The organism is Winogradskyella damuponensis (genome assembly GCF_039538385.1).
GTDB lineage: Bacteria > Bacteroidota > Bacteroidia > Flavobacteriales > Flavobacteriaceae > Winogradskyella > Winogradskyella damuponensis.
Window position 1 is genome coordinate 213170 of sequence record NZ_BAABCB010000030.1, and the last position, 19951, is coordinate 233120.

At 34.7% G+C, this 19951-nt stretch carries 20 protein-coding genes; 5 read left to right on the plus strand and 15 right to left on the minus strand.

Annotation, left to right across the window (positions count from 1 at the left end; all coding sequences use genetic code 11):
- Positions 1–131: 131 nt before the first annotated feature.
- From ABD730_RS16110 to ABD730_RS16150, 9 genes are all read right to left on the minus strand, one after another.
- On the minus strand, positions 132–1100 hold the full coding sequence (locus tag ABD730_RS16110) for an alpha/beta fold hydrolase (protein ID WP_344715956.1): 969 nt from the start codon (positions 1098–1100) through the stop codon (positions 132–134).
- 107 nt (positions 1101–1207) lie between these two features.
- A complete protein-coding gene (locus tag ABD730_RS16115; RefSeq protein ID WP_344715958.1) occupies positions 1208–1954 on the minus strand; it encodes an SDR family NAD(P)-dependent oxidoreductase in 747 nt (248 codons plus the stop codon).
- Positions 1955–2016: 62 nt separating this feature from the next.
- Complete coding sequence (locus ABD730_RS16120; protein WP_344715960.1) at positions 2017–2580, minus strand: TetR/AcrR family transcriptional regulator; 564 nt, start codon at positions 2578–2580, stop codon at positions 2017–2019.
- A gap of 139 nt (positions 2581–2719) precedes the next feature.
- Entirely contained in the window at positions 2720–3073 is a 354-nt protein-coding gene (locus ABD730_RS16125; RefSeq protein ID WP_344715961.1) for an SdpI family protein, read from the minus strand.
- A gap of 104 nt (positions 3074–3177) precedes the next feature.
- Positions 3178–3531, minus strand: coding sequence for a DoxX family protein (locus ABD730_RS16130; RefSeq protein WP_344715963.1), 354 nt, complete (start codon positions 3529–3531; stop codon positions 3178–3180).
- A gap of 9 nt (positions 3532–3540) precedes the next feature.
- On the minus strand, positions 3541–4401 hold the full coding sequence (locus tag ABD730_RS16135; protein WP_334465573.1) for an SDR family oxidoreductase: 861 nt from the start codon (positions 4399–4401) through the stop codon (positions 3541–3543).
- 52 nt (positions 4402–4453) lie between these two features.
- Positions 4454–5092, minus strand: a complete 639-nt coding sequence (locus ABD730_RS16140) for a TetR/AcrR family transcriptional regulator (protein WP_344715965.1) — start codon at positions 5090–5092, stop codon at positions 4454–4456.
- Positions 5093–5201: 109 nt separating this feature from the next.
- Positions 5202–9581, minus strand: coding sequence for a DNA polymerase III subunit alpha (gene dnaE, locus ABD730_RS16145; protein WP_334465579.1), 4380 nt, complete (start codon positions 9579–9581; stop codon positions 5202–5204).
- Between the two features lie 226 nt (positions 9582–9807).
- Complete coding sequence (locus tag ABD730_RS16150; protein WP_334465583.1) at positions 9808–11136, minus strand: DUF6252 domain-containing protein; 1329 nt, start codon at positions 11134–11136, stop codon at positions 9808–9810.
- A 302-nt stretch (positions 11137–11438) separates the two neighbouring features.
- On the opposite strand from ABD730_RS16150, the gene ABD730_RS16155 reads away from it, so the two are divergent.
- The 5 genes from ABD730_RS16155 to ABD730_RS16175 all read left to right on the plus strand — a co-directional run bounded on the left by ABD730_RS16155 (position 11439) and on the right by ABD730_RS16175 (position 15681).
- A complete protein-coding gene (locus ABD730_RS16155; RefSeq protein WP_215926945.1) occupies positions 11439–11951 on the plus strand; it encodes a 30S ribosomal protein S16 in 513 nt (170 codons plus the stop codon).
- A gap of 174 nt (positions 11952–12125) precedes the next feature.
- The gene (gene rimM, locus ABD730_RS16160) at positions 12126–12656 is read left to right on the plus strand and encodes a ribosome maturation factor RimM (protein ID WP_344715967.1); all 531 of its coding nucleotides are present in this window, start codon (positions 12126–12128) and stop codon (positions 12654–12656) included.
- On the plus strand, positions 12656–13372 hold the full coding sequence (locus ABD730_RS16165) for a tRNA1(Val) (adenine(37)-N6)-methyltransferase (RefSeq protein WP_334465592.1): 717 nt from the start codon (positions 12656–12658) through the stop codon (positions 13370–13372). The genes rimM and ABD730_RS16165 overlap by 1 nt, the downstream gene beginning before the upstream one ends.
- Positions 13373–13483: 111 nt before the next feature.
- A complete protein-coding gene (locus ABD730_RS16170) occupies positions 13484–14662 on the plus strand; it encodes an acyl-CoA dehydrogenase family protein (RefSeq protein ID WP_215926939.1) in 1179 nt (392 codons plus the stop codon).
- Between the two features lie 122 nt (positions 14663–14784).
- Positions 14785–15681, plus strand: coding sequence for a metallophosphoesterase family protein (locus tag ABD730_RS16175; RefSeq protein ID WP_344715970.1), 897 nt, complete (start codon positions 14785–14787; stop codon positions 15679–15681).
- A 230-nt stretch (positions 15682–15911) separates the two neighbouring features.
- Here the strand turns inward: ABD730_RS16175 and ABD730_RS16180 are convergent, their stop codons facing one another.
- From ABD730_RS16180 to ABD730_RS16205, 6 genes are all read right to left on the minus strand, one after another.
- Positions 15912–16247, minus strand: coding sequence for a 2Fe-2S iron-sulfur cluster-binding family protein (locus ABD730_RS16180; RefSeq protein ID WP_334465599.1), 336 nt, complete (start codon positions 16245–16247; stop codon positions 15912–15914).
- Entirely contained in the window at positions 16247–17302 is a 1056-nt protein-coding gene (locus ABD730_RS16185) for an NAD(P)/FAD-dependent oxidoreductase (protein ID WP_334465601.1), read from the minus strand. The genes ABD730_RS16180 and ABD730_RS16185 overlap by 1 nt, the downstream gene beginning before the upstream one ends.
- A gap of 65 nt (positions 17303–17367) precedes the next feature.
- Positions 17368–17607 (minus strand): NifU family protein, encoded by a 240-nt coding sequence (locus tag ABD730_RS16190; RefSeq protein ID WP_215926929.1) that lies wholly within the window; start codon positions 17605–17607, stop codon positions 17368–17370.
- The gene (locus ABD730_RS16195) at positions 17608–18747 is read right to left on the minus strand and encodes an Mrp/NBP35 family ATP-binding protein (protein ID WP_334465608.1); all 1140 of its coding nucleotides are present in this window, start codon (positions 18745–18747) and stop codon (positions 17608–17610) included. It lies immediately after the preceding gene.
- A gap of 243 nt (positions 18748–18990) precedes the next feature.
- Complete coding sequence (locus tag ABD730_RS16200) at positions 18991–19320, minus strand: MGMT family protein (protein ID WP_215926925.1); 330 nt, start codon at positions 19318–19320, stop codon at positions 18991–18993.
- A 1-nt stretch (position 19321) separates the two neighbouring features.
- Positions 19322–19951, minus strand: coding sequence for a LysE family transporter (locus ABD730_RS16205; RefSeq protein ID WP_334465615.1), 630 nt, complete (start codon positions 19949–19951; stop codon positions 19322–19324).

Consider the following 19951-nt stretch of genomic DNA (forward strand, 5'->3'; position numbering starts at 1 on the left):
CTTTTTTGGGCGCATAAACCAGGCTGTCCGCTATATCTTTTTTGCTTTTAATGGCAAAAAAGGATGCCGCTACCATCCTTTGCGCAAATTCTGCGTATTTATTAAGCTTTAAGTCAAATCTATATAAATTGTTATTCTATAGCATTCTTAGACAAAAATTCTAAAATCAGCTTTGCGATATCTCTTGTTTTTTCTTCTGCAGCAAAATGCCCAGCATCCAATAGGTGTAACTCCGCATTGGGTAAATCTCTTAAATAAGCCTTCGCACCATCCGCGTTAAATTTCAAATCCTTTTTTCCCCAAACAATTAGGGTTTTTGGTTGCTGTTCGCTTAACATGGTTTGCCATTTCGGATACCGAATTAAATTGGTATTGTAATCTTGAAAGAGCTGTACCTGAATTTCTCTATCACTTTCAGATTTTAGAAATGCCAAATCATGTGTCCACGCATCCGGACTTTGTATATTGCTATTTGAAGCCTCTAAATCAAACAAATACTGCTGGTTTATTATAGCATCTTTACCTGTTAAACGATATAAAAATTTGTATTTGGCTTCTGACGTATCTGTTTGTGCCGTTCTAAAAAAATCTTGTCGTTGAGGCGTTAAACCGTCTAAATACGCATTCGCATTCTGAACAATTAAAGCTTGAATGCGTTTTGGATTTTTCATCATCATGCGATAGCCCACAGGAGCTCCAAAATCTTGCATATACATCACATAGCTTTTAATTTGAAGCGTATCCATTAACTGCTGCGTATAATCTGCCAATAGATCAAAAGTGTATGTTGTCGTTGTGGGATCTAAATGGGTACTGTAACCCGACCCTAAATTGTCTGGTGCTACAACATGGTAATGTGTTGCCAACATAGGAATAAGGTTTCTATACGAATGTGAGGACGAGGGATAACCATGCAATAAAACTATGGTTGGGTTATTTTTGTCTCCTGCTTCTCTATAAAACAGTTTTACACTATCAATGGTTACATAATTATAAGTCGTCGCTGGTGGTAAAAAGAACTGTTTTTTAGTGTCGCCTGATTTAGTCTCACAGCCCAATGAGGCTAATGATACTAATAAAATTATTACAAATTGCTTCATGTTATATTTCGTCTAATTTAAGCATCAAAAGTATTTTGAGACTTAAGGAATAGAAAAGTCATAACCTAAATAGAAATAAGTTATGACTTAGTAATTATTGTATGCTTTTAATTTCTACCAGCCATAACACCACCATCGGTATCCCAAATCGCACCTGTTACCCAAGCCGCTTTGTCTGACAATAAGAATACAATACTATTGGCAACATCTTCCGATTCACCAAAACGACCTATAGGATGAAACCCATTAAAGCCAACCAATGCTTCTTTAGCTGCGTCTTCACCTCCAAAAACACCGTGATACACAGGAGTATTTACTAAAGCCGGAGACACGGCATTGACGCGAATATTATCTTCTGCTAATTCCATCGCTAAATGTTGTGTTAGCGAATGTAAACCTGCTTTTTGCATAGAATAGGCTGTAGATGGTGTTGCTTTAACAGCTTGTTTTGCCCACATAGAACCTACATTGACGATAGCACCACCTTGAGTTGCTTTCATCTTTTTAGCAGCACTTTGTGTGATAAAAAAGAAGCCTCTGTTTAAATCTAAATACGAATTATAATCTTCCATCGTATGATCTAAAAAAGGTTTAGGACCAAAAATTCCTGAGGCGTTTACCAAATAGTCTAAGTTATCTAAACCATCTATTTTTGCGATTAAAGCGTCTACTTCAGTCGTGTTAGAGATGTTTGCCGTGTGTTTAACCAAATTTGGTGCATCGGCAATTTTGTCGGTATTTCTCCCTACAACATGTACTGTTGCTCCTCCTTCTAATAAGGCATTTGCAGTTGCATTACCTATTCCACTTGTGCCGCCAACAACTAAGGCTACTTTGTTTTCAAATTCTTTCATTGCATTTTTATTTAATTACTGATTACAGACAGACAAGTCTGTCTTTTTATATTCAAATTTTTTTAAACGATTATTTTTTTACATAAATTTTTAGACTCAAGAATAGGCCAGTCTTCTTGATGTAGGTGGCTTTCTCCAACAGCACTTTCATAGAGTAAGTAAATTTGTCTTGCTAGTGAATTTACTTCTTCACTTTTAATATCTTCTAAATTGTTTGTGATTAGTGTTGCGATACGTGTAATAAAATCATTTTTTTGAGATTGAATTTCATTTCGAATGATCTCATTCTCTTTTGGAATTTCTGAAACCGTTTTTATACACCAACAGCCATTAAAATCTTTGTCCTGATAAAACAGTTGAAGGAAATCGAATAGGGCTAAAATCTGTCCTTTTCCTTTGGGTTTTGACCTTGTGAAATTTTTTAAATTCTCTAGAAAATGGCTATTCTTATATTGAAGATATGCCAGACAAATCGCTTCTTTAGATTTAAAATGATTGTAAAGGGTTGCCTTAGCAATGCCTGCTTCGGCAATAATTTGATTAATACCTGTAGAATTATACCCATTCTTATAAAATAAAAATGAGGCCGTTTCTATAATTCTATGTTTTACTTCGGCATGTTTCATGATGCAAATATATCAATTATTTTTAAAAACAGACAAGTCTGTCTATTTTATTTATTACAATCAAAAAAACACATGCATTAGAGAACTATCTTCGTTTTAAAACGCCATCAAATGGCTTTTAAATGTATTGGGATGTCATTCATTCTGTATCTTGAAACCTTTCTTTTATCTTATTCTCAACTCTAAAAATCAATAGAATAACCATTACAATCATTAAACCCAGACCTAAAATTGTAGAAATCCCTTCAGTGGGTTGATATACCAGACCTATGAGTCCAACCACTGAAAGTAGCAGTCCGTACTTTATCATTTGTTTGGAGGCATATAGTTGTGCAAAATCCCATCTCAGTTGATTTTTCATAGAGCTTGCTGTTCTATAGCCATAGATGCTATTGATCTTCTTTGGTGGAAATTTGTACATAAAACATCCTACGATACAAAAGATGAGACCACTACTAAATGGAATTAAAAATAATGGGTTTTCGAATAACATATGATGCACTAATTTTTAGGCTTGGCCCTGACCATAAATGTATAAAATTTAATATCGTTTGAATAGCTCAACCGTTATTTTTGTATGCATTATTACCATCGTATTTATTTTAGATATTTATGCATATAAATATTTGAAACTATTAAAATCCCCATTAAAACAAAGAGCAATAACATTATAAAGATGGAATCCTTATGCTTAACATGTGCAACTAATGCCGTTACTAGGAATAATCCAACGCCAGCATAAGTCCATTCTTTTAACTGCGAGGATACAAATGGCAGTACTAATATAATGGCTGCTATACTTTTTAGTACTGCCAACTCTATCCTAAAATAGTCAGGAAAACCCAATGCTTTAATACCATCTATAGTACTTTTACTAAATAGATAAGAATACGAACTTAACAATAGAAATGCAGAAATGATGCCTGTAGATATCCAGTATATTGTTTTCATACGAATTGCTTATAAAAAACTTGCCTTTAACTGATTAACAATCTTAGTGCCATCTGGATCGGCTTGCGTTTTTAGTTCACAAAAATCTTCAGCCCATTTTGAGGTTCTAATTCGCAGTGGTGGCTGTTCATGCTGTGCGACATTTAAAACCACTTCTGCAACCTCAGCTCCTGTTTGATACACTTGATTTTCACTTTCATTTGCTCGTTTTTGATTTCCTGCCATATATCGTTCAAAGATTGGTTGGTATTCTCCTGTTGCAAATTGACCTTCAACAGCGGTTTTTTCGATGGCAGACGTCATAAATTCTGTAGCAATTCCTCCTGGTTCTACACAAGTGATTTTAATATTGAAAGCATCACTGACATAAGTTGCTAAACCTTCCATAAAACCTTCTACGGCAAACTTTGCTCCACAATACAATTCGTTAAATGGCTGTCCTACTAAACCACCAACAGACGTAATACTTATGATTTGACCACTCTTTTGTTTTCTCATATAAGGCAGCACTGCTTGTGTACAGAATACCACTCCGTGATAATTCACTTCAGTCACCCATCTAATTTCATCTTCTGTAGATTGTTCAGTTGTTTTGGCAAATCCGGCTCCTGCATTATTAACCAGCACATCTATTTTACCATCTTTTTCTATAATGGTCTCAACCGCAGAAGTAATGGAGTCAATTTTAGTGACATCTAAAGGAAGTAACTCAATATCCAAATTTTCTTCTTCTATTTTCTTTTTGAGTTGGTCAGCTTTTTTTAGGTTTCGCATTGTAGCATAAACCTTATAATTATTCTTAGCAAATAGCATTGAAGCTTCAAACCCTACTCCTGTTGATGTTCCTGTAATTAATACATTTTTTTTCATAATTATTATTTTATGGAATGAATATTCATTCCAATTATTAGATAAATTTTTTTTATTCTTTAATGGCGTCCCAAACCATTTGTGTTTGATTTTTAAGGGATGTCGTTTTTGTTTCTGATTGGTGAAAATACCATCTTAAATAAGCCAAAACAGCACCACCAATAAACATTAATATTTCGTCTAATTCTATAGCTTTAATAATGCGCTCTTGTTGACCTTTAACTAATAGTTCATGAACTGGAGCAACAGATTTCCCTCCTTCTTCTCTACTTTCTTTAGTAATAATTGGAGACGCTTGTAATTGCTCCATAAATTTAAAATAAGTAGGATTTGCAATAAAAAAATCAATAATAGACCTTAGATAATTTTCAAATTGTGTTTTTATTGGTTGCTCTACATCAAAATCTAAAAACACTGATTTTTCTTTGGCCTTTATATTTACATAAATCTCATTGATTAAGGACTCTTTGTTAGGGAAATAGTTATAAATTGTTCCCATTCCTGTCCCGGCAGCTTTTGCAATAGCAGACATTGGTGTATTATGAACTCCTTTCTCTGTAAGCAGTATAAGTGCAGATGATAATATAGCCTCTTTTTTATTCACGTTGCAAATATAAATATATTGGAATGAATATTCCAAATAATACTGTAGATTTCTTAAATTTAATGTATTAATCGAAAATGGAATCATGAAAAACGAAATTTAGATTTATAGATAAAACCTTTTCGTCAAATAATCTTTTATAGTTTATTGATTTAATAATAAAAAGATTCTTCCATTTTCGTGTTCATTTCAAATACTAATTCAACTTATACATTATATCATGCTCCTTCAAACTATTTAACAGCTGTTGTGAAATTTTGACTTTATTTTTTCGGCTTGGCATCTGCACTTTTATCTTTTCAGCATTATCATAGACTACAAAATTTAGAGTTTGATTGCCTTCATGGAATTTTATTAAGTCATATAACACAGAAACTGTTTCCTTTTCTAAATCTCTAATATTTAATTGAATGGATAATTTTTTAGCATAAGTATCCATCACATCATGCAGCAACTGAAAATTATTAAACTGAATTCGTGGTTCTCCTTTTTTACCAGTATCTCTATTGACCCAACCTTCACGTACAAAAGCTCTGACATAAACAAAAGAATTGATAACAAAGAAGTGTCTAAACTTTAAATAGTCTTCTCCAAAAATTCTGAATTCAAAACTGTCGGTATAATCTTCAATCGTAAAAATAGCCCAACCTTTACCTTGTTTACTTACACGATGCTGTACATCTGTAACAACACCTCCAAAAGTAACTTCCTTATTTACAATAGCTTCCAAATCATTAAAATGCGCCACCACTCCGTTACAAAAAGTCTTCATTTCAATAGCAAAATCATCTAAGGGATGGCCTGAAATATAAATACCAACCACTTCGCGTTCTCGCGATAATTTCTCCATCGTTCCCCAATCTTCACACGGTGGTACAACGGGTTCTGCAATTTGCACATCACTAGCTTCACCAAACAAACTGACCTGAGCTGAGTTTTCATTCTCCTGATGTTTGGCACCATATTTAACCGCTTTTTCTAAAAAGGTAATTCCATCACCATCGTCTGCAAAATATTGTGCTCTATGTGTATCTGACCAACAATCAAATCCGCCAGCATTAGCAAGGCCTTCAAATGCTTTTTTGTTGGCTGCTCGCAAATCGATACGCTTAGCTAAATCGAAAATAGATTTATAAGGTCCTCCTTCTTTTCTGTTTTCTACAATAGTCTGAACCGCTCCATGACCAACCCCTTTTATGGCTCCCATTCCAAAACGAACGGCATTATCTTTATTTACCGAGAACTTATAAAAACTCTCATTAACATCTGGACCTAAAACCGGTAATCGCATCCGTTTACACTCTTCCATAAAGAAGGTTACAGATTTAATATCGTTCATATTATTAGACAGTACAGCAGCCATGTATTCTGCTGGATAATGCGCTTTTAAATAGGCGGTTTGGTACGCAATCCAAGCATAACATGTAGAGTGCGACTTGTTAAAGGCGTAACTCGCAAAGGCTTCCCAATCCTTCCAGATTTTCTCTAGTTTTGTTTTGTCTAAACCTTTAGCACCAGCTTGCTCAATGAATTTTGGTTTCATTTTATCCAAAACCGCAATCTGCTTTTTACCCATGGCTTTCCTCAAGACATCGGCTTCACCTTTAGTAAAATCGGCCAATTTTTGAGACAGTAGCATTACTTGCTCTTGGTAAACTGTAATTCCGTAAGTTTCTTTAAGGTACTCTTCCATTTCTGGTAAATCGTACACAATCTCTTCATCACCATGTTTACGTGCAATGAAACTTGGAATATATTCCATTGGACCAGGACGATACAAGGCGTTCATGGCAATTAAATCATCAAAAACCGTTGGCTTTAGATTCTTCATGTGTTTTTGCATGCCAGGCGATTCATACTGGAATACACCAACTGTTTCACCGCGTTGGAATAATTCGTATGTTTTGACGTCATCCAAAGGAAAATTCTCTGGATCGAGCAAGATACCATGCTTGGCTTTTACAATTTTTACCGTGTCCTTAATTAAGGTCAAGGTTTTTAATCCCAAGAAATCCATCTTCAACAATCCGGCATCCTCAACAACAGAGTTATCAAATTGGGTCACATACAAATCAGAATCCTTTGCTAAGGATACTGGTACATAATTGGTAATATCACTTGGTGTTATAATTACACCACAAGCGTGAATTCCGGTATTACGAACCGAGCCTTCTAAGATTCTAGCTTGGTTAATGGTTTCGGCTTGTAGGTCGTCACCATCAGAAATATTAAGCAGTTCATTAATTTTTTCTAAATCTTCAGCCCTAAATTTACTTGCTAATTCCTTTTCCGAAAGTCCAAAAATCTTTCCGAGTTTAGACATCAACGGAATTAGTTTGGCAATATGATCGGCTTCATTTAGTGGTAAATCTAAAACTCTGGCTGTATCTCTAATCGACGATTTTGCCGCCATGGTACCGTAAGTAATAATTTGCGCAACTTGATTGGCGCCATATTTATCAATTACATATTGCATAACACGACCTCGACCTTCATCATCAAAATCGATATCAATATCAGGCATACTTACACGATCTGGATTTAAGAAACGCTCAAAAAGTAAATCGTACTTAATCGGATCAATATTGGTAATCCACAAACAATAGGCAACCACCGAACCTGCTGCAGATCCACGACCAGGTCCTACGGAAACGTCCATTTTTCTAGCTTCGCGAATAAAATCTTCTACAATTAAGAAATATCCTGGATACCCTGTTTTTTCAATAACGCTTAACTCAAAATCGAGACGTTCTTCAATTTTTGGTGTAATTTCACCATAACGAATTTTGGCTCCTTTATACGTTAAATGTCGTAAAAAGGCATTTTCACCGCGTTTGCCATTATCGACTAAATCTTCTTCAAATTTAAATTCATCAGGTATATCGAAAGCAGGTAATAATACATCTCGCGCTAATTCGTAAGGCTCAATCTTATCGACTACTTCCTGAATATTCACAATCGCCTCAGGCACATCTCTAAAGAGTGCTTTCATCTCTTCTGTAGACTTAAAGTAATATTCCTGATTTGGCAAACCGTAACGATAACCACGACCACGACCAATTGGCGTCGCCTGTTTTTCTCCATCTTTTACACACAATAAAATATCGTGGGCATTGGCATTTTCTTGATCGACATAATAGGTATTATTGGTTGCTACCAATTTAACATCATGCTTTTTTGCCAATTTAATCAATACCGGATTTACACGGTTTTCGTCTTCTTGATTGTGACGCATTATTTCAACATACAAATCATCTTGAAACGTTTCTTTCCACCATAACAAGGCTTCTTCTGCCTGATTTTCTCCAACATTTAAAACCTTACTTGGCACTTCACCATAGAGGTTTCCTGTTAAACAGATTAAATCTTCTTTGTACTGTTCTATCAGTTTTTTATCAATTCTTGGGACGTAATAAAACCCGTCTGTAAAGGCAGCCGAAGACAATTTTGCTAAATTGTGATAGCCTTTTTTATTTTTTGCCATCAATACAATTTGATAGCCATTATCTTTTCTGGTTTTGTCTGCATGATTTTCACATACAAAAAACTCACAACCAATAATTGGTTTTATAATTTTACCTTTCTTTTCTAATCCGGCTTCTTCTGCTTGTTTGTGTTGTGCTTTTACTCCTTTATTATGATTGGAAACAGCCGTTACAAAGTGAAAGGCGCCCATCATGTTTCCGTGATCGGTTAAAGCTACGGCTGGCATGCCTTCTCTAGCTGCTGCAGCCACGAGATCTTTCACACTAATTGTTGATTGAAGAATGGAATACTGCGAATGGTTATGCAAATGCGCAAAATCGACATCCTTAATTTGTGATGCCGCTTCTTTATCAATGGTTACAGGTGTGGCTTGTTCTTTTTGCAGACGTGCATTAATCTTTGCACTTTCCCGCTTAAGATTGATATGTTTTAAGCCAATAAGTTGAATCTCTGCAGGATTTTCTTGCGTAAACTTCTCAAAATATTCTGGCTCGACATCGAGCTCTTCCTTGGTATATTGTTTACGTCGTATTAATTCTAAAAAACAACGTGTAGTAGCTTCAACATCGGCTGTGGCGTTGTGTGCTTCAGAAAAAGGCTTATTAAACAAATACTCATGTAACTCCGTTAAGGTTGGTAATTTAAACTTTCCGTAACGTCCACCTGGCAATTGACATAAGCTTGCTGTATGTTCTGTACAGGTATCTAAAACAGGTAATTCTTGAAGTGGATTTGTAACGTTTTCACGTACAAATTCTGCACCCATAATATTTAAATCGAACTTTACATTCTGACCAACAACAAATTTCGTTTTAGATAAAGCAGCATTAAACTTTTCTAAAACTTCAGCTAGTGGCACCCCTTGTTCTTGTGCTAATTCCGTTGAAATGCCGTGAATTTTTTCGGCATCATAAGGAATATTAAACCCGTCTGGTTGTACCAAATAATCTTGATGCTCGATACAATTCCCCATACCATCATGCAATTGCCAAGCAATTTGAATACATCTTGGCCAATTATCGGTATCAGTAATTGGTGCATCCCAGCGTTTTGGTAATCCTGTGGTTTCTGTATCGAATATTAAGTACATGCGTTGTTCTGTCGTTTATTATTAAATCGTGTGTTTTTACTGCAAGGACACTAAAGCATAAAACGCTTATAATCAGCAAAAATTACAATTATAGTTTTCAAAAAGTTAGCTTATAAAATTACATAGAATTTGTACTTTTCTGAAATGAAATTACAAAGAGTTTTGAACATAAAAAAAGCGTCACTCGTAACGAGTAACGCTTATCTATTTTTATATCAGAATTAATTTATGGTTGTAAATAATCTGGTATTCCATTGCCATCGGTATCAACCGCATCATCAGGATTACCATCACCATTTGGATCTGCATTTTCGTTTAAAGTTAATATAGAATCACCATCATCGTCATTATCCAGATAATCTGGTACACCATCTCCGTCTGTATCTCCAGTTTCGTAGTTTGAGAATAAGCCATCGCCATCATCATCATTATCTAAATAATTCACATCACCATCTCCGTCTGTATCAATAGGATTTCCATCTTCATCTTTAGCTTCATCGATAGTTAAAACACCATCACCATCATCGTCATCATCTAAATAGTTAGGAATACCATCTCCATCTGTATCATCGTTTGTTAAATCACCATCTCCGTTAAAATCTTCAAACACATTTGGTACTCCATCATTATCATCATCTGCACAATCTAAAGCATCAATTTCTTCCTGAATACTTCCATCGGCATCTCCACATATTTCAATTTGCTCTTGAAGGTAGAATAAATACTGTGCACACTTTTCATTAAAGTTACCAATAGTTGCAGTAATATATTGCGACTCTGCTTCAGTAACATTATGAATAGCATCTTCACAAGACATCACACAGTTTCCTAAATTATCTATCATTTCTTGTATAGAACCATCTGGATCACCACAATAATTACGTTGAACATTTAATGCTGCTATGTAATTATTACAAGCGGCTTCAAAATCTGCTTTAATTATAAATTCTAAATCACTTGAAGTTGCTGCTTCGTATGCTCCTTCAGCTTCATTTGCCAAATCTTCAACATCTGCACAAACGATAGGGTTTGTAGGAATAGAACCCGATAACAAAGGTACTTTATAGAATATTCCACCATAGATAGGATCTCCCGTAGATTGTTCTACATCATGAGTAGATCCTGTAAAATTGACAACATCACCAGAAGCACTATAGGCATTAAAACGAAATGTACCTGTAAAGGTATTATTTAATATTTCTGTAAGCCTTATTTCACCATAATCCTCATAATCAGGAGATGTTCCATTAGAATTGTTAGTAGAATATACAGTTCCATCTGCTTTCGTAAATCTCGCTTCAATTGATTCTACATCACCTAAAATATATCCATCTACATTAATTGATGCAGAAGGCAAAAACAATTCTAAGGTTTCAGCATTATTTATTCCTTTAATCGTTAAGGCACCTGTTGCATCTATGCTAGCACCGAAAGATTTTGCTCTCCAAAATTGATTATCATAAGAGCCCTGAATTGCAGGTGAATTAAACTGCACTTCGTCTCCACAGCCAAATAATGTTAAAAAAACAAGAGTTATAAGGGTAAATTTTTTCATCTTTTAAAGAGTAATTTTTTTAATCTTTGCTTCAAATATAACGAAACAGAATTATCAAAAGTATAATTTTTTTTCATACTATGCCCAACTTAGTTTTTCTTTTAGCTAAAGTGGAGTTCTTTTAGTTAAAATGAATTGTCCTGCATTTAATCTTTAAACTTATTAACTCCATAATTTTGATGATCTTATCTCTAAAGGACACCTCAATAAACACTTAAATTAAAGTATTGATTATTAAAAAAATATATTATCTTTGCGCCCTCATTAATAACAGAGGTCGAGAACCTCACTAATTAATTATTATGCCTGTAAAAATTAGATTACAAAGACACGGTAAGAAAGGAAAACCTTATTACTGGATCGTAGCAGCGGATTCTCGCGCTAAAAGAGATGGTAAATACCTTGAGAAATTAGGGGCTTACAATCCAAACACCAATCCTGCAACTATCGAATTAGATGTTGACGGAGCTGTAACATGGTTACAAAATGGTGCACAACCAACTGACACTGCAAAAGCAATTTTATCTTATAAAGGTGCTATGCTAAAAAATCATTTAGCTGGTGGTGTTAGAAAAGGAGCATTAACTGAAGAGCAAGCTGAAGCAAAATTCAACGCTTGGTTAGAAGAAAAAGCTTCTAAAGTACAAGCTAAATCTGATGGTTTATCTAAAGCAGATGCTGATGCTAAAGCTAAAGCACTTGAAGCTGAAAAAGCAGTAAATGAAGCACGTATCGCTGCAGCTGCACCAGTTGTTGAAGAAGTAGCAGAAGATGTTGCAACCGAAGAAACAACAGCTTCTAACGAAGAAGAGTAAAAAATTTATTTTATACTTTTAAACCCAGACTATAATAGTCTGGGTTTTTTTGTTCAATTATGTATTTTATACCGAATAAATACTCAATTGAATAAATCCTGTTAAAAAAACCAGATATTTACTAATATTAATTGAGATCCTGAAACTAATTCAGGATGACAAATAAAATTTGTCATGAAAAAAGAAGATTGTTTTTATTTAGGTAAAATTGTAAAAAAATACAGCTTTAAAGGTGAACTTTTAGCTAAACTTGATACAGACGAACCTGACTTATACGATAATTTAGATGCTGTTTTTATAGATTTAAGAGGTAATCTAGTACCTTTTTTTATTGAAGCTTCACAATTACACAAATCAGATTTATTACGCTTAAAATTTGAAGATGTAGATACAGAAGCAGATGCAGATGCATTAATAAAAACAGAATTATACCTACCACTAGATCTGCTCCCAAAACTCGATGGAGATAAGTTTTATTTTCATGAAGTAATTGGTTTTACCGTTAAGGATAAAAACTTTGGGGATGTTGGTATCTTAAAAGGTATTAATGATTCTACGGCACAGGCTTTATTTGAAATTGATAGAGATGGTGTTGAAATCTTAATCCCTATGAACGATGAGTTTATTGGTAAAGTAGATCGAAAACACAAAACGATAGAAGTTAATACACCTGAAGGACTCATTGATTTATATCTTGAAGACTAATGAGTTCGCTGCCTTTTAAATTTAAAGAATTCACAGTCCATCAAGATCGTTGTGCCATGAAAATTGGCACAGATGGAGTATTGCTTGGCGCTTGGGCTTCTATTGATCATAATCCGTTTTCTGTCTTAGATATTGGAGCAGGAACAGGTATTTTATCTCTAATGATAGCGCAAAGAAGTCATGCTGAAAATATTGAAGCTTTAGAAATTGATGCTGAAGCCTATGAGCAGTGTTCTGAAAATTTTGAAAATTCTGCTTGGGCAGACCGTCTATTTTGTTACCATGCTTCGCTTTTAGAATTTGTAGAAGAAATTGAGGACGAATTTGATTTAATTATTTGCAATCCTCCCTTCTATTCCGAAGACTACAAAACCGACAATAAAACAAGAGATTTAGCCCGCTTTAACGATGCTATGCCTTTTGAACATTTAATATTTGCTGCTGTAAACTTATTATCAGAAACAGGTGTTTTTTCTGTTATCATTCCGTATAAAGAAGAAGCAAATATTATTGATTTAGCCTCAAACGCAGGTTTATTCCTGAATCGATCTCTTCATGTAAAAGGCAATCCGGATACAGAAATTAAACGCAGTTTGTTAGAATTTTCTTTTCAAAATACAGCGAAACAAACTTCAAATTTAATTATAGAAACATCACGACACCAATACACAGAAGACTATATTAATCTCACTAAAGATTTTTATCTGAAAATGTAAATCTATTGTTGGGCAATGCTATCGTTTTCGTTACTTTTGTTAAACTTATAAAATAACACCTTCTATTTTGGTAAATTCTCAAAATTAGAAGTTATAAATATCAAAATTAGAATGAAACCAGATTTATTCGAAGCACCAGATTATTACAATCTTGATGAATTACTTACAGAAGAGCACAAGTTAGTACGCGATGCAGCCAGAGAATGGGTAAAACGCGATGTGTCTCCAATTATAGAAGACTACGCTCAAAAAGCAGAGTTTCCTACACAAATCGTTAAAGGACTAGCTGAAATAGGTGCCTTTGGCCCTTACATCCCTGAAGAGTATGGAGGAGCTGGTTTAGACCAAATTTCTTATGGCTTAATAATGCAAGAAATTGAACGTGGAGATTCAGGTGTACGTAGTACAGCATCTGTGCAATCGTCTTTAGTAATGTATCCTATTTGGAAATATGGTAACGAAGAACAACGTCAAAAATACTTACCAAAGTTAGCTTCTGGTGAATGGATTGGTTCTTTTGGACTTACCGAACCAGATCATGGCTCTAACCCAGGAGGTATGGTGACTAATTTTAAAGATATGGGAGACCATTACCTTTTAAATGGTGCTAAAATGTGGATTAGTAATTCGCCTTTTTGTAATGTAGCCGTAGTTTGGGCTAAAAATGAAGAAGGACGAATTCATGGACTTATTGTAGAACGTGGTATGGAAGGTTTTTCTACACCAGAAACACATAATAAATGGTCACTTAGAGCTTCTGCCACTGGAGAACTTATTTTTGATAATGTAAAAGTGCCTAAAGAAAATTTATTACCTAACAAATCTGGATTGGGAGCACCATTAGGTTGTTTAGATTCGGCACGTTTTGGTATTGCTTGGGGAGCCATTGGAGCTGCTATGGATTGCTACGATACAGCCTTACGTTACAGTAAAGAACGTATGCAATTTGGAAAGCCTATAGGACAATTTCAATTACAACAAAAGAAATTAGCTGAGATGATTACCGAAATCACCAAAGCCCAATTATTAGCATGGCGTTTAGGTGTGATGCGTGAAAACGGAACAGCGACATCTGCTCAAATTTCTATGGCAAAACGTAACAATGTAGATATGGCGCTTACCATAGCTCGTGATGCTAGACAAATGTTAGGTGGTATGGGAATCTCTGGCGAATACAGTATTATGCGTCATATGATGAACCTTGAAAGTGTTGTTACTTATGAAGGTACTCACGATATACACCTATTAATTACAGGTTTAGATGTCACAGGTTTAAATGCTTTTAAATAGAATTTAAAACCTATAATTTCAGGTCTTTTTAAAGGCCTAATGGCTATAAACTAGAATTCATAAAAATGCTTCTCATTATTGGGAAGCATTTTTTGTTTAAATTAGTCGAACAAAGAATATACATGTCTTCAAAATCGAGATTAGATCGCGCTTTCAAAAATGCTAAAATTATCAACTTTGATGATTCTAGTAAGCTTATACTATTTAGCGATTGCCACAGAGGTGATAATAGTTTTGCGGATGATTTCGCCAACAATCGCAACATTTATTTTCATGCCCTAAAGCATTATTATAATGAAGGATTTCAGTATTGTGAAATTGGAGATGGAGATGAGTTGTGGGAAAATCTGTCCTTTGAATCTATCTTTTATGCACACAAGAATGTGTATATGTTGATGAAGCAATTTCACGATGAAAATCGTCTACACATGATTTGGGGCAACCACGATATGGTGTATCGTGACCCTAAATATGTTGAAAAGCATTTATCTACTTTTTTTGATCCTAAAACAGGAAATGATGAAGATTTATTTTGTGGTATTCAATATCATGAAGCCATCATTTTAAACCATACAGAAACCAACCAAAACTTATTTTTAACCCATGGTCATCAAGCCGATTGGTGGAATTATACGTTTTGGAAATGGAGTCGTTTTTTAGTTCGTATCTTATGGAAGCCACTAAATGTTATGGGTATTGCCGATCCAACAACACCAGCTAAAAACTACAAAGAGCTTATTAAAGTAGAACGACGCACAAAAAAATGGATTATTGAAAACAACAATCAAATTACCATTGTTGGACACACGCACAGACCGCGTTTTCCTGAGCCAGGTGACATTGCTTTTTTTAATGATGGTAGTTGTGTCCACCCAAGAAGTATTACAGGTCTAGAAATTGAAAATGGAGCTATTTCACTTATAAAATGGCAAATTGTAACCACCGACAACGGCACATTAAAAATAGATCGCTTTTTATTAGAAGGACCGACAAACTTGGCCGATTATAAAACGACATAATTTTTTATGGAACTTTTATAAATGTACTTCTGAATGGTAATTATAATTTCTAGAGTTCTGAATATATGCGCCATAATTACTACCAAAGATTTAAAAGATGAAAAATACTATACTTGGTACACCGGCTTGATAACCGTAACATCAATTACCATTTCCTTTTCACTTCTTATTCTTCTTAAGGCATAGACTTATTGATATAATTATGAGATTCCTGCCTTCATATGAAATTATTAAGACTCAGGAGCCAACTCCACTTCCAAGCCTTCCATTTCTGGCGTTATTTGTATTTGGCAACCTAAACGTGAATTATCTTTAACGTAAAACGCTTCGGAGAGCATAGCTTCTTCGTCGTCCTGCATTTCTGGCAATTCCGTATCACTTAACACATAACATTGACAAGATGCACACATAGCCATACCACCGCAAATTCCAATGGTGCCTTCTGGAGCTAGCTCATAAGAACGAACAACTTCCATTAAGTTCATAGCCATATCTGTTGGAGCTTCAATTTGATGCTTTACACCATCTCTATCAATGATTGTAATATTTATATCTAAATTGTCCATTATTGTATCGCTTTAACCACTGCTTTTGGTGCTTCTTTTCGTGTACCATCAAATCCATCAACACCTGCAACTGTCGTATATTTTAAAACATAGCGTTTCCCAGGGTTTATAATTTGATAAGCCGATTGACACATTAATGTCGCTTCATGAAACCCGCAAAGAATCAATTTTAATTTTCCAGGATACGTATTGACATCTCCAATAGCGTAAATACCTGGTATATTGGTTTGGTAATCTAAAGCATTATTAACTTTTATGGCATTTTTTTCTATCTCTAGTCCCCAATTTGCAATTGGACCTAATTTAGGAGATAATCCAAAAAGCGGAATAAAATGATCGGTGTCTACCAAAATAGGTGCTTCGCCTTTTTTAGTTACCTCTACATTTTCAACCTTACCGTTTCCATTAATTGCAGTGATTTCAGCTGGAGTGATTAGATTTATTTTACCACTATTTTTTAATTCTTGAACTTTCTCTACAGAGTCTAGATGTCCTCTAAATTCGTTTCGTCTATGAATTAATGTTACACTCGAAGCAATATCACTTAAAAAGATACTCCAATCTAAAGCCGAATCTCCACCACCTGCAATAACCACTTTTTTATCGCGATAAAGCTCTGGTTCTTTAATCATATACTCTACTCCACAATCTTCATAATCTGTAATATTATCTAATAGTGGTTTACGAGGTTCAAAACTTCCTAATCCACCTGCAATAGCGATTACAGGCGCCTTATGTTTTGTCCCTTTATTGGTAGTTACAATAAAACTTCCATCCTCTTGTTTTTCTATGGTTTCTGCACGCTCACCTAAGGTAAATCCAGGTTCAAATTGCTTGCATTGCTCTAAGAGTTTCTCTGTTAAATCGCCTGCTAAAATTTCAGGATAAGCTGGAATATCATAAATTGGTTTTTTAGGATACAGCTCAGAACATTGGCCGCCTGGTTGTGGTAATGCGTCAATTAAATGGCAATTTAGTTTTAAAAGTCCGGCCTCAAAAACCGTAAAAAGTCCGGTTGGGCCAGCTCCAATAATAAGTATATCTGTTGTAATCATGAATGTAATATTGAATACAAAATTACTAATGTCATTTTATTCAGAATGTGATAAATGTCACATTACTATTCTACATTAATAACTTTTTCGATTTGTGGAGCATATTTTTTAATGGTCATCTCTACACCAGATTTTAAAGTCATCTGATTAACACTACACGATGTACAAGCACCTACAAGTTGTACTTTTACAAATTTATCATCGTCAATAGATAATAAATTAATATCGCCTCCATCACTTTGTAGAAACGGGCGGATTTCATCCAATGCTTTTTCTACGTTTAATCTAAGTTCTTCTGTGCTCATCTAATTTTTTTTAACAGCAGAACAACCTGCCATTGTTGTGATTTTTATAGCTTCGGTAGCTGGTAATGCTTCATTACGGTTAACCACTTGTTGAACAACATCTCTTGTAATTGCTTCAAAAGCGGCTTCAATTGGTGTTGCGGTTTGCATTGCTGCTGGTCTTCCTAAGTCACCTGCTTCTCTTATGCTTTGAATTAATGGTACCTCACCTAAAAATGGCACGTTTAAATCTTCTGCCAAGTGCTTAGCTCCTTCTTTTCCAAAGATATAGTATTTATTTTCTGGAAGTTCTGCAGGTGTAAAGTAGGCCATATTTTCTATAATACCTAAAACAGGTACATTGATACTATCTTGCTGAAACATTGCCACGCCTTTTTTAGCATCTGCTAAAGCTACATTTTGAGGTGTACTTACCACAACAGCTCCTGTAATAGGTAATGCCTGCATAATACTTAAGTGAATATCTCCTGTTCCTGGAGGTAAATCGAGTAGTAAGAAATCTAATTCTCCCCAAGCCGCATCAAAAATCATTTGATTTAATGCCTTAGATGCCATTGGTCCTCTCCAAATTACAGCCTGATCTGGTTTTGTAAAAAAACCGATAGACAATACTTTAACACCGTAATTTTCTACAGGTTTCATTTTAGACTTTCCATCTACATTTACAGATAATGGACGTTCATTCGCTACATCAAACATAATAGGAATTGATGGTCCGTAAATATCAGCATCTAAAACACCAACTTTAAAGCCCATTTTTGCTAAAGTAACCGCTAAATTTGCTGTTACAGTAGATTTCCCTACACCTCCTTTTCCAGAAGCAACGGCTACAATATTCTGAATGCCTGGAATTGCTTTTCCTTTAATTTCGTTTTTTGGTGCTGCTGCAGGTGCATCAACTTTTACATTGACTTTTATTTTAGCTTTTTCGTAAACCTTTTTATGAATGGTTTGTAAAATTTCGACTTCTGTTTTTTTACGTGCCTGAAGGCTTGGGTTTCTTATTGTAATATCAACAATTACCTCATCAGCAAAAGTGACGACATTAGTTACAGCTCCGCTATCTACCATATTTTCACCTTCACCAGGTGCTGTTATAGTTTTTAAAGCGTTAAGTATATCTTGTTTTTTTAGTTTCATATCAATTATGAGTAGAGAGAAAAGTATCTAAATTACAGCGCCTAATCTCTTTTTATTAAGATTAATTCTATGCGCAAAGGTACTTAGAAAAGTTTAGAATTTGAAGCGCTAAAATTGAATTGTGCAATAGGTGGATTTGGTTTAGTAATCGCTCTAGAGATAGACAAAAAAGCAAACCTAAAATAACATCTAAATAGGTTACCAATACTCTCATTAGAAAGTAAAGCTATTATTTAATTAAAACTAAAGCTCTTTGGCAGGATCCCAAAAAATAGCGTCTAAATTTTGGATTTGATGATCTACAACTTCAATACCTTCACTCTCTAAAAGTTGCTGCATAAGATTGGTTCCTTCAAAATGGTGCTTCCCTGTTAACAATCCTTTTTGATTGACAACTCGGTGTGCAGGAACATCTTTACCATGAGAACCATTCATAGCATAACCAACAATTCTGGCACTTTTGCCTGCTCCTAAATATTTGGCTATTGCGCCGTAGCTTGTTACTCTACCGTAAGGAATTTGCCTTGCAACGCCATAAACACGTTCAAAAAAACCTAAAGTTTCTGGTTGCATATTACCACGCTTTTATAATATTAATAAAAGTAATTAAAGCAACTATCCCTGTAACACTACCTATAATATAGTTCATGTTTTTTTGTGAAGTAAAGGCCTTATCTTTAATCTTATCGAAAAAGAAAATATAAAAATATAACACTACAAATGTTCCTGTTGAGGCACCAGTAACATAAGTAATTATGCTTAATTTTTCAAAATTCATCCAGCCAAAAGACACCAAAGTAATGGTCATATAAGCTTGATATGGAATAGGAAATACATTTAATGCAGACAATAACATGCCATGTAATAATCTACCATGCCTACTTTTTATTTCGGTTTCTGGTTTTGACTCTTTTTGCTTTGATGCCAACACCAAAAAGTATATGGTAATAAGTACAAAAATAATAAAAGCTACACGTTTAAGAATTTCTACAATGTCTTGATGATTGGTTAAATACCTTGCAAAAATAGCGGCAATATATGTTTGAATAAATACAACAATACTAACACCTGTAGAAAACATAATGCCTCGTCCTGCTCCTTCTTTTAGGCTTATCCTTGCAGCTGTCATGTTAAGCAAACCTGGCGGAATAACACCAATAATTGCCACTATAAGCCCTAAAAAAAAAATAACAGTGATACTCAA